10 protein-coding genes and 2 pseudogenes are annotated in these 12,266 nt (G+C 43.2%); 1 reads left to right on the forward strand and 11 read right to left on the reverse strand.

The window, feature by feature from the left end:
• Positions 1-108 precede the first annotated feature (108 nt).
• Together AF333_RS24000 and AF333_RS36280 are read right to left on the reverse strand one after the other, a co-directional pair.
• A pseudogene (locus AF333_RS24000) lies at positions 109-441 on the reverse strand (hypothetical protein); the annotation flags it as partial.
• 29 nt (positions 442-470) lie between these two features.
• Positions 471-740 carry a hypothetical protein gene (locus AF333_RS36280; RefSeq protein WP_235496920.1) on the reverse strand — a complete coding sequence of 90 codons (270 nt, stop codon included), beginning with the start codon at positions 738-740 and terminating at the stop codon, positions 471-473.
• Between the two features lie 205 nt (positions 741-945).
• On the opposite strand from AF333_RS36280, the pseudogene AF333_RS37740 reads away from it, so the two are divergent.
• Positions 946-1,101: pseudogene (locus AF333_RS37740) on the forward strand (DUF2750 domain-containing protein); the annotation flags it as partial.
• 55 nt (positions 1,102-1,156) lie between these two features.
• On the opposite strand, the gene AF333_RS24005 reads toward AF333_RS37740, so the two are convergent.
• The 9 genes from AF333_RS24005 to AF333_RS24040 form a co-directional block, all read right to left on the reverse strand.
• The gene (locus tag AF333_RS24005) at positions 1,157-1,447 is read right to left on the reverse strand and encodes a hypothetical protein (RefSeq protein ID WP_043067965.1); all 291 of its coding nucleotides are present in this window, start codon (positions 1,445-1,447) and stop codon (positions 1,157-1,159) included.
• Between the two features lie 424 nt (positions 1,448-1,871).
• On the reverse strand, positions 1,872-2,831 hold the full coding sequence (locus AF333_RS24010) for an asparaginase (RefSeq protein ID WP_043067966.1): 960 nt from the start codon (positions 2,829-2,831) through the stop codon (positions 1,872-1,874).
• 339 nt (positions 2,832-3,170) lie between these two features.
• Entirely contained in the window at positions 3,171-4,475 is a 1,305-nt protein-coding gene (locus tag AF333_RS24015; RefSeq protein WP_043067967.1) for a Glu/Leu/Phe/Val family dehydrogenase, read from the reverse strand.
• A gap of 61 nt (positions 4,476-4,536) precedes the next feature.
• Positions 4,537-6,054 carry a bifunctional DNA primase/helicase gene (locus tag AF333_RS24020; RefSeq protein WP_139188830.1) on the reverse strand — a complete coding sequence of 506 codons (1,518 nt, stop codon included), beginning with the start codon at positions 6,052-6,054 and terminating at the stop codon, positions 4,537-4,539.
• Positions 6,055-6,218: 164 nt separating this feature from the next.
• Positions 6,219-6,815, reverse strand: a complete 597-nt coding sequence (locus AF333_RS24025) for a genetic competence negative regulator (RefSeq protein WP_043067968.1) — start codon at positions 6,813-6,815, stop codon at positions 6,219-6,221.
• 199 nt (positions 6,816-7,014) lie between these two features.
• Positions 7,015-7,152, reverse strand: coding sequence for a hypothetical protein (locus tag AF333_RS33945; protein ID WP_158502513.1), 138 nt, complete (start codon positions 7,150-7,152; stop codon positions 7,015-7,017).
• Positions 7,153-7,550: 398 nt separating this feature from the next.
• Entirely contained in the window at positions 7,551-8,351 is an 801-nt protein-coding gene (locus AF333_RS24030; RefSeq protein ID WP_043067969.1) for a GTP pyrophosphokinase, read from the reverse strand.
• 239 nt (positions 8,352-8,590) lie between these two features.
• A complete protein-coding gene (locus AF333_RS24035) occupies positions 8,591-10,906 on the reverse strand; it encodes a thiamine pyrophosphate-dependent enzyme (RefSeq protein ID WP_080787918.1) in 2,316 nt (771 codons plus the stop codon).
• A gap of 23 nt (positions 10,907-10,929) precedes the next feature.
• Positions 10,930-11,934 (reverse strand): 2-oxoacid:acceptor oxidoreductase family protein, encoded by a 1,005-nt coding sequence (locus AF333_RS24040; RefSeq protein WP_043067971.1) that lies wholly within the window; start codon positions 11,932-11,934, stop codon positions 10,930-10,932.
• Positions 11,935-12,266: the final 332 nt, after the last annotated feature.

The raw sequence follows: 12,266 nt of genomic DNA on the forward strand, positions 1-12,266 counted from the left end.
CATTAATTTTACTAGTTATTCTACTTTAATGCTCACCAATTCATCATTGATTTGCCCGACAACTGTTCCTCTAGGTAGCTTTAGTAGTAATTTTGCAATTGATGCATAATGTTCATCAGAAATACGATAATTTTCCTTTCCTGTTAAAGCTGTTACTTCCACTAATTTATGACCAAGCCCATCCCATACCGCAACCGTATTCAAGGAGACCCATTTAATATTCCCCCGTGCAAGACGAAAGGAATGATAATGATTGTCTGTTGTTACCAAGACCTCTTTATAAATAATCTGTTTGGTTTTGCGATTTTGAATGACCAGAGTAATATCTAACTTTTCTTCTTTAGGTATCTGGATAAGCCGTGCTACAAACATTCCATTTGGATTCTTCTTTGTCTTATAAATCTTTTCTGTTTCTATTTTTATTTCTGGTCTGCCTCTCATAATCTCTCCCTCCATACTTATATTTTATCCTATAATCTGTACAGCTTCCTATTCATATTCTCTCCTGATGCTTTTGAATAGATAGTAAAAGCAACTCGCCTAAACGGAACTATATAAATCACACTTAATATTTTGACAGGGGAGCGTGGTTGGAAGTAGGAGATTCGGAAAAAAGAAGAGATTGGATGCGCCCTGCGATCCGGCAGAAGAAAGGCCAGCGTGTCATTTTCCGACCGCTCCCGCCCACCGCCCTTCCTTCTTCTCTTACCTCTCACCATAAAAATTTGTTGATGTATCAAATCAGATGTATATATATAACAACATAGTAGGAAACAAAGGGCTGGCACATTTTGATTTAATAGTAAAGTCGCAGAGAAGAACAGAAAAATTTATTGAGAAGGTTATTCAAAATAAAACCGTTTGGGGACTGCATTCAACAGAGGGCTAGTTTGTCTGCGAATCTAATGAAAACGAAGACACACAGGTCATGCTTTTTGTTCTGATAAAGCTTATGTACGTCGATGTGCCAAGGAAAACTTAGCGGCCTTTGTATTAGAGACTATCCCACTTGAAGAGTTTATGTATGACTGGCTTGTTGATGTGGATAAGGATGAATTGTTAGTAGGGACAAATTGGAATGACGATTTAACTGGTTTATAATTAGAACCAGAAAGCCTGTTAAGCTTTTTGATTGACTTGCTTAATGAAGTGAAGTCTAATTTTCATTCTTTACCAATTTTAATACCTTATAAAGCAGAAACCCTACAAAATACAGCCCAGAAATAATACAGACATATGAAAGAGGCTCTTCCCTTAAAGAAATTAAAAACACGTCAATCGGATAAACATCAGAACAATACTGTACATCTTGAGGAGTAAATATAAACATGGGCTTACATTCAGATTGAGATAAATATGAAATTTTCCCTGTAATAAAAAAGGAATAGAGATATGAAAATAAACAGATTGGTATACTAAAAAACCAAATTACCCACCATTTTTTCATAAATTTACCTCCTCGCTTGATTATACATCATTCTTTCAGGTATATAAAACGAAGAAGTAGCATCTTTTCTTAACAAAGAACTAACACACACCATTAACACGACATATATTGCTGAATTCTTTGCATTCACTTGCTTTAGGCATTGAGAGCTTATTATTAATACATAAATTTATTAGATCAAATTTATCTATCTTGGAGTTAGTTTTTTATCTTTTAGAACTGTTTTACTGAACTTTTCTTTATTGACTGTTTTAATAACTACTAAACAAAAAATGATCCCCTGTTGTTTTTAACAGAGGATTTTTAGGAGATGTAAAGGCATGTATTTGCTACCTATATGTAAATGACAAAATGTCCCTTATGGGCAAGGATAAAGCTCATTAATAATAAAAAAGGGAGGACTTGATTTCCTCCCCCTCGCTAATCAGAACACTTCTTTAATATCATCTATGTCACTTGCCAGAAGTACAGCAAGTCTCATTCTTGCCTTCTTGCTATCATAATCTTTTCCTAAAATTACACCTTTTGTGTAAAGATCATATGCGCTTCCTGGATAATCATAAGTTGTGTAAACATGTCCCTCTTCTGCACTTGTAGTAACAACTACTTGTACACCACTCTTTATAGCCCGTTCAATACCATCCATCATTTTAGGAGCAACTTGTCCTCTACCTACTCCTTCAAGGACAATTCCTTTTGTACCACTTTGAACTGCTGCATCAATAAATTTACTGTCTGCTTCAATGTAGCATTTTATGATATCAACTGGAGGGATTTCTTGAACAATATTAAAGCTTTCATTGCATACAGGTTTTTGATAAATTTTCACTACATCATTATCAATAATGCCAAAATATCCAAAACCAAATACATCAAATCCTTGGATATTAGATGCATGAACTTTCTTTACATATTTAGCAGAGAATATACGCTCATTAAATACAACAACTACTCCTGAGCCTCTTAGCGTTTCATCACAGGCAGTGTAAATAGCATGTCTGATATTAATATAAACATCATTACTTAGATCCTCTAATGAGCGTTGTGAACCAGTTAAAACAACGGTTCTTTCATCGCTAATAACTAAGTCCAAGAAGTATGCTGTTTCCTCCATAGTATCTGTACCATGAGTGACAACAATACCATCAATTGATTCATCTTTAAAAATTTCCTCAATATGACTTTTTAATTCCAATAGTTCATTAAACCCTATATGCATAGAAGGTAATTGAAAGGCTGAATCAACAACAACCTCTATATTTTTGGGCAAATTACACATATCAGCTAATTCTTGACCAGATAATTCTCCAGAGGATAACATTCCTTTTTCATTTGCCTTGCTTGCAATTGTTCCACCTGTGGTTAATAAAACTACTTTACGCATTTAACCCTCCATTAATTTGAAAAAAGATTATTATGGCTTTATGCGAATTTATTGTATCATTATTTTGATTTTAAGATAGAACTTTATTTGTAATATGATGCTCATCCTTGATAAGTAATACACTTTATAAGTAGCAATCACCTTTAGCCGAACATAATCCCCTCTAATTTGCTTTCTAGCTCTCTTCTCGACTTAATGTATTACAATATACACTCTCGCTTGAATTAAGGTTTTTAAACGCTCTGTATGTACTGTATGTATTTGTAGTTTAGAAGTCCAAGAACAAAAAAATCCTCCACAAACTATATTGTAGAGGATTTTTTTCGTTTATTTCAACGATTATACCCAACCACGGAACTGACTTGCTTCCGCCATCTTGCGTACGCCTACCATATAAGCGGCCAGACGCATATTTACATCGCGTGATACGTGCGTATTATATACATTGTCGAACGCACGCACAAGCACTTCGCGCAGGCGGGATTCTACCTCTTCTTCCGTCCAGTAGTAGCCCTGGTTGTTCTGTACCCACTCAAAGTACGATACAGTTACCCCGCCGGAGCTCGCCAGCACGTCCGGAACGAGCAGAATGCCTCGCTCAGTCAGAATGCGGGTCGCTTCCAGTGTTGTCGGTCCGTTCGCTGCTTCAACCACGATGCTCGCTTTGATGTTATGCGCATTCGATGCCGTAATCTGATTCTCAATTGCGGCTGGCACCAGAATATCGCAGTCCAACTCAAGCAATTCTTTGTTGGAAATTGTGTTGTTGAACAGTTTTGTTACCGTACCGAATGAATCACGACGATCCAACAGGTATTCGATGTCTAGGCCGTTTTCGTCATGCAATGCACCGTATGCATCGGAGATAGCGATGACTTTCGCACCGGCGTCATGCATGAATTTCGCGAGGAAACTACCCGCATTACCGAAACCTTGTACAACAACGCGCGCACCCTGCAGGTCGATGCCTTTTTTCTTGGCCGCCTCTGCAATACAAATCGTTACGCCTTTAGCCGTCGCGGTTTCACGACCTTGCGATCCGCCCAGCACAATCGGCTTGCCTGTGATAAAGCCTGGAGAATCAAATTCGCGGATACGACTGTATTCATCCATCATCCACGCCATAATTTGCGAGTTAGTGAATACGTCCGGCGCCGGAATGTCTTTTGTCGGTCCTACGATTTGGCTGATAGCGCGTACATACCCACGGCTTAAGCGCTCCAATTCACGGAACGACATCTCACGCGGATCGCAGATGATACCACCTTTACCGCCGCCATACGGCAAATCAACGATACCGCACTTTAAGCTCATCCAAATCGAAAGCGCTTTTACTTCGCCTTCTGATACTTCCGGGTGGAAACGAACACCACCCTTTGTTGGCCCAACCGCATCATTATGCTGAGCCCGGTAACCAGTAAACACCCTCGTCTCGCCATTATCCATCCGCACTGGGATACGTACAGTGAACATGCGCATTGGTTCCTTCAAGAGCTCATACATCTCTTTCGGATATCCCATTTTGTCAAGGGCTTCAGCAATCACCGTCTGTGTTGACTTCAGCACATCCAGACTCTCTTGCTGCTGTTCTGCGCTCCCATTCGCAGGAACAGTCGATTCGGTTACCACGTCTTTTTCTCCCATTTTTTACCACCTCGAAAAAATTCATAAGTCTGTCAAGACATAGCAAGTATAACTCTTTCCTTTACGTTTTGGAAGGTGTAAAGCTGGCTTTTTCTTTATTAAATAAAAATGGAAGCTTGCCCAGCGAGCCGTTACGATTTTTATGCATACGAATAATAATCTCCTCCTGCTTATGCTCTCGCTCGCCTTTACTTCGCTCAAATACGAGCAGTACATCGACTGAGGCCTCCACCGTCACCGGCATTTCATCCTTCTCATCGTTACTTTTTAGCGAGGAAACCACAATGGGAATATCCCACTTTCGTGACCATTGATGAAGCATGTATGCTACTAATGCTTCATTTCCTCCCGGCATTAAGCGCCCGTCTTTGTCACGTACCGGTACACGCTGGATATGATCAATAAATACTACCGGAGCCGTGCCGAGCGATTTCGTTATTTGTTCCACACAATCCTCAATATCATACAAAGACGTCTCGAATTTCCCTTCAATCGTGAATAAGTGGTTAGCGACTTTCTTGTACTCCTGGTTCGCCTGCTGAACTTTTTCTGCTTCCACCTGTCCTGTCAATACTTCTTCCGTAGATACATCAAGGACACGGGCCATCGAACGGGCCCATAGCTCAAATGCTGTCATATCCCATGTCACATAAACAACCGGAATTTCCTGTTGCGCGATTTGATCCGCTACCTGACGCATAAACATGGACTTACCGCTTGATACGTAGCCCTGAATCATGTACAATCCACCACGCATACCTCCGAGCAGCAAATCGTCAAGTTCCGGAAAACCAGTTTTTATTCCATTCACTTCATGCTTATAACGCTGACAATATTCTTCCATGAACACAACCAGATTTTTGGCATCAGAGGCGATGGGTTCCTTAATCGTCTCCTCTACCGTCTGCCTTAAAAGCCGCATGAACTTTAGCTTCGGCTCCTTGATTTCATTAAAAAACATATTGATATTGCGGATGCCTTCTGGCAAATACGGGGTATACACTTCGTCGGCCTTACCCTGTAGTATCTCCTGAATCCGTTTGCTCTCACGTCGACTTGATTCATCATTCGGATAACAAATAAATACGCGTTTTCCTTTTAAAAGCTCGGCATGCGCTTCTTTAAACACGTTATATTCCGGTACGCATACAGCAGCAATCTCTGCCTGCTCGAGTGTCAGCACGTCAAACACGTCACGGCATAGCATTACCTCATCCGCTTCTTCAATGGCGGCCTGATTGAAGAAAATATCGGTTTTTCCAAGCAGCATTTTATTGTGCGGCTTCACTTCCTGAATTGGCTGTCCCAGCAAATCAACCACATGACCCGTCTCATTATAAATCGGGAATACAAGATGATTAGTGAAATAGCCGCTCAGCTTGCTCTGCGAGGCGTTAAATCCAATCTGAGGGCCCTCAAATCCAATGTGGTATTTCTCGGCTGTTTCCAATTCAATTCCCTTACGCTTCAAGAATGAGATGGCGTTAGGTGACAGGCTGTTTTCATAGTAACTGACAAGTTCTTCAAGATTCATATTAGACAGGCTTGGTGCAAGGTTCGGTTCTTCAGTACTTTTCAACCGTTCCACTCTCCCTCTTCTCTATTATTGTGACGCGATCGAAGAAATTTTGCATATCTTTAGTTCTTTACCACTTCTGCCTGGTCTCGTAACCTCAAAGTGGCAAGTCTCTATAACAGCAGAAAAGCGCATGGCAACATGCCATGCGCTTCATACTATGCGAGTTAGTCGAAATAACGGCAAAGAACCTTCACCGCGTCACTATCCACAACGACCTTGCCATATTCTTGCAGAACATGCTTAGTCAGCGTGGAAGCTTCACCGTATTCAGACAATACCGCTATGAAATCGTTATATTCATCTTTCGCTAAATCGACTTCTTCAAATACGAGGTAATAACGCCCATTATAAGCGTATGCACTTCCCCCGTCGATTACTTTAGAATTGATTCGATGGGCTAGTTCAATCAGGTGCTCAAAATCGTAGAACACATAGACCACATCATCGCTCTCCTCTAACGTAACCTGCATTTCATATATGTCATCGTAGTCCAGATCCTCAGCGTCATCATGCGCTTCGGTCTTACCCCGCGTTACGATTACAACCATGCCTTGAGCCGGCAGGGAGAAAACTTCGACGGCTACGGGTCCGTTCACTGTAAAACCCACTTCGTCTTGAGCCTGATCCATCATGTCATTGAAAAGTTCGTGCACTTTTGGTATATCGCGCCACATATCATCCTTTTCAATTCCCCGTTCAATCAGGTCATCGAATGTTAAGAAAATCCTTATTTTATCCTGATTTAGACGTTCAACGCGCATTATGACCCCTCCCTCCGCAAATTCGGTGGTAGTATTAGAATACGTTACAGGATTGTTTTTTGTTCAAGAAATAATGGGATTTTTTTAATGATAACACGGAGTGAAAGCAAGGTACAAGGTATTAAAAACAAAAAGACCGTCTTCCGCATTCGGATTTACGGTCCTTCCTGACTACGCCCGTCAGACGCCGTATTACGCCTCATACCTCAAGCATAGAGATGCCCCATACCATCATGATAGCGATGACGGCTCCAATAATGAAGGAAAGTAGCATGCCCGTGCCGTAGGAGTTCGGTTCATCTTCGCAGTATTCCTTGATCTCGTCTCGATTCAACATGTGCATTTCCTCCTCTATCGATTGTATTACCTTCATAGTATGGACACTTCATTTGCACACTATGATTAAGAAAAAATCGCGGGTGTTGCCGCTCATCCTTTTTCCACTCAGAAGCCAAACAGCCGCTTTGCGTTACTTCAGACGGACCGACAAAGCATCTGGGCATCTTTATGAGGGAGACAGTTGTCGGTCTTTTTCGTCTACCGTACCATGCGCTCCACACAGGATAAAGAAAACTTGGCTGGTGCCAAGCTATCGCGCAGGCAACCGCCTTAGTTACCCTTATGCAGCTCTACTGTGCAAGCAACGTTTGGCACACACCTCGCGAGTTTTTCAAGTGATACAATCGGAAGAAACGACAGATCGTTTCTTATCCATGAACAAAAGGACACGCACCCCTACTCGCGTGTCCTGACCTCTTGAATCTTCGCCCGGATTGTACGTGAAAGCTGACGGAGCTCGCTTACATCGCCACGCGCTCGCATCTGGCGAAACTCATTTTGGAATTCTGTTGCTTCTACTACAAAGCCGCGTTGATATAGATTCTGAATCCCCTGCAAAATCCGCGAAACAATATTTGATTTATACTCGAACATCTGTTGAGCATCGCGGATTTCGTCACGAATTTCCGACATCTCCGTATCCAACAGATACGCAGCCTCAGCCGTCGTACGCAAACGTTCTCTTATATCTTCGGGAATGTTGCCTTCATACTTATAATTCAACGAATGCTCGATGGTCGCCCAAAAGTTCATCGCCAGCGTTCGTATTTGGATTTCGGCTAGTATTTCTTTTTCTCCCTGCGAAGTATGCACAGGATACTTAATGATAATATGATGGCTGCGGTAGCCGCTCGGCTTTTCGTTTTTTATGTAGTCTTTTTCGTAGACGAGGGTCATATCTTTGCCACTGCGCTGGCGGACCAATTCCGCTACCCGGTCGATATCCTGGACAAACTGGCACATAATCCGAATACCCGTAATGTCTTCGACTTCCTCAAGCCGATCCAACGGAATGCCTAGCTTGTTCGCTTTTTCCAAGATGCTTGAAATCTTTTTGATGCGACCTGTCACGAATTCAATGGGCGAATATTCATTTCTCTTTTTTAATTCTTTACGAATACCCCTAAATTTCACCTTCAATTCCTCGACCGCTTGTTCATAAGGGATCAGGAATTCTTCCCAGCTTCTATCATCCACCAGACTGCTTCCCCCTTCAACTGCCGCTATCCTTCTGTATTTTACCATACTCTACTTAAAAATAAATTGTGAAATTCGCTTTGTTCCCCTCCTTCCTACTATATAAACGAAGGACAAAGAATATTACAGACAAACAAAAAAGACCCGTCACTTGTACGTGCTGGGCCCTATTCATCATAGTGTTTCCTTACTTCCTGGAAGAAATAAAGCAGGCACCATGATGTGATATCCTGATTTTCTTATAGATATTCATTCTCATGCTTCGCTTTCAGACGGCGCCATCTGCGTTCAACTTCTCCGGCGAAGGAGGTTAGCATCTCGGCGTATTCCGGCTTAGTCATGTGCTTTGTTTTGCCCATCAGTGAAAGCCAATCCTGTACTTCGATTCGCTTATTCCTCGCTTCTGGGTCATACGTGATGTTCGTAATACCATTCTCTATTTCATACAACGGGAAGAAACAAGAATTGACTGCGGCTTCCACAATGGTTTGGCCCTGCTCGTCGGCCGATTTCCAGTTAAGCGGGCAGGCGATGAGAATTTTGCCATATACCATACCGGCATTCTGTGCATACCATTGAGCTTTGGCCGCTTTTTTCAGCAAATCCTGTGGAAATGCCTCCGTACCTGTAAATACGTATGGAATGTTCGTTGCCGCCATAATTTGGGCCGTATCTTTATGATGAAACGTTTTTCCACCCTGCGCCTTACCAACACCTGAAGTAGATGTCATATGCCCCATTGGCGTAGAATAGGATAACTGACTTCCCGTATTCATGTATCCCTCATTATCGTACTCAAGCACGATCATTCTATGATTGCGGAGCGCCGTACCGATAGCTGGTCCCATGCCGATGTCCATACCGCCGTCCCCTGTTACCATAACGAAAGTAAAATCATCACCTACTTGAATCTCACCCCGACGTTTGCGTTCATAGAACATCTCGACAGCACCTGATAATGTGGCCGCACCATTCTGGAACAGATTATGGATGTACGTCTGCTTATGCGAACTATACGGATACCCTGTCGTAACTACCATTGCGCAGCCAGTCTGGAACAGTACGACAATATCCCCTTCGATACCTTTAAAGAATAGTTCCAATCCAGGGAAAATACCGCAACCTGGACAAGCTCCATGACCTGGCGCAATACGCTTCGGCTTGCCAGTAAGCGCACGCAGCGGCGGAATTTTGACATTCAGTTTACCCGTTTGTTCGTTCGGTGTCACTTGAATGAGCCCTGACTTGAAAGCATCCCCATGGAGCGGCGCAAGTACCCGCTTCGGTGCAAGTTCAGGATTTCCCGGCGTATGCCCGAAGTAATCAAATGGAATCTGTGCTAAACCCAACTCTGCCGCCTCAATGGCCAAGTCAAAAAACGCTTCCGCATCGTCATGATAGAAATCTTTGCCGCCGACACCGAAAACACGGCTCACCACAACAGTTTCATTTCCTTTCATCTCCTGAAGCGTGGCTTTTAGTTCATGAGTTAAATTACCACCATACCCACCATAGGAGTCAGCGCGTTCCCCAATCATAATTGCCTTTAAGTTTTTACAAGCTTTCTGAATTTCCTTGGCTGGCCATGGACGAATCATATTTGGACTAATTACACCCGCCTTGATACCTTTAGCCCTTAATTGATCAGCCACGTCTTTGGCCGTTTCAGCAGCAGAATTGAGAAGAAAAACCGCTACTTCCGCATCTTCCATACGATAAAGGTCAAGCGCTTCATACTTACGTCCGGAGATTTTCTCGTATTCATCCGCCACCTGTTTGAATATCTCGCCAGCGCGGTACATCGCTTCTGATTGTTGATAATTGTTGTTAATTAAATCTGGGTCGTTCATGTACGGACCAATTGTAATCGGATTTTCCGGATCAAGCGCATGTACATACCCGGACGGCATTTCCCCGACAAAGCTCTGTACCGTGCCTCGATCAGCAAAGTACCGAACACGCCGTTTCTGATGCGAAGTAAAGAATCCATCATATGCCACCATTACCGGCAAGCGAACGTCCGCATGCTCAGCTACGCGAAGTGCGATAATATTCATGTCGTACACCGCTTGCGGATCACGCGCCAAAAGAATCGGCCAGCCAATATTCAAACCGTAATATAAATCCGAATGGTCGCCGCGGATATCCAGCGGGCCACTGATTGCTCGCGTAACCAGGTTAAGCACCATCGGAAAGCGTGTCCCTGACTGCACCGGTAACTGCTCAAGCATATACAGGAAACCGTTCGCGCTCGTCGCATTAAACACGCGCCCACCCGCAGCGGCGGCACCATAGCAGACACCTGCCGAGCCATGCTCCCCATCGGCCGGGATCAGTACGATGTCATGTTCGCCGCGTGTTTTCATCATATCAAGATATTGCGCTACCTCCGTAGAAGGCGTAATCGGAAAATATCCCATTAGATGATAGTTAATTTGCGCGGCAGCCATCGCAGCCATCTCATTGCCGGACTCAAACGTCAAGCTCTGCTCCGGCATGGTTTCTTTTATCGCCGCAGTAAGCGCCGCTTTTTCCCTGTCGTATTCAATCGCCATTGTCATCCATCCCCTTTTCCCGGTTAATTAGCAGCCAGTATAAACTTTTGCGGCACACGGTGGTCCTCGGCGTATCCGATATTTTCACGAAGCTCCGTTAGCGCTTCGACCGGACAGGCCTGTACGCATTTTAGACAGCCTTTGCAATATTGATAATCGATACCTGAGAGGAACATCTGCGGACGGCCTTTCTTATCGGCTCCTTCCTCCCATACGAAGCAAAAATCGGGACAAACCGTGTCACAAGCAGCGCAGTGGATGCATTTTCCAGCATGATACTCTGGCAAGAAACCTTGTCGACTTCCGCTCAAATCCTTCAGGATACTATTACCCGGGTTGATAATGACGCCGCCGAGCGGCTGCGTTTCATAGCCAAGCATCGGCTGTGGACGAACGAATTCTTTGCCCGTCGATCCCTCCGGTACCTCATATGCCTTGAATGCTACTTCATGATATCCGCGGTCAAACGTGCGTAAGTTCGGTTCAACCATATGAGGATATTTCTTCTCAAACGTCTTGCGTATAACATTCCGCATCGCTTCCGGATCAAGAAAATCGCAAATTTTGAACAAGGCTCCCAGCATCGCTGTATTTACTTTGGTCTTCTCTTCAACCGCAATACCCAGTGCATCAATCGTGGCCAGTGTGCCGTATTCTAGATGGAGTTCTTCGCGCACCTCATCAAATTCCCGGGTCGTATTAACGAGCACGATGCCGTGCGCATCCAATCCGGAAACAACATCCACTGTCTTATAGAGCGCTTCATGGAATACCCCTACCACATGCGGACGCTCAATCGGACTGGCAGCACGAATCTCCACGTCCGGGTCACTGAAGCGAATAAACGCTTTTACTGGCGAACCTTTTTTCTCTGAACCGTACGAGGAAAAATTCATTCCGTTAAGTCCTAGCCCCAGCACGCCGGCTTCTGCCAGCATTTTCCCCGCCAGATTCGCTCCCAGCCCTCCGATAGATTCAAGTCGAATCTCATAAAAACCCAGTTCATTCTTCTTCGGAAGTATTGACATCTTTATTCCTCCCCATTTTCCAGCACCCACACAGGCGTATGTTTTAGCTGAAACACATGCTACCCCATATTATTTCAATGTCCATTCCACATAAATAAAAAATTAGAATTGTCCAACATTTTAGATTCAAAGAAATTATAACAGGTATTATTTTTTTGAGCAACAGAATTTGTTAATTTTGAACAAATTAACTTTTTTCCATTATAAAAGCGCTTACTAAGCCTAATTAATTAACCATATATATTTATCCGAATTTACTGATACATTAATACAGATATAAAACAGATATATAAAAATCATTATTACAGGTACATTTTAACACTATTTGCACG

The organism is Aneurinibacillus migulanus, assembly GCF_001274715.1.
Taxonomy (GTDB): Bacteria; Bacillota; Bacilli; order Aneurinibacillales; family Aneurinibacillaceae; genus Aneurinibacillus; species Aneurinibacillus migulanus.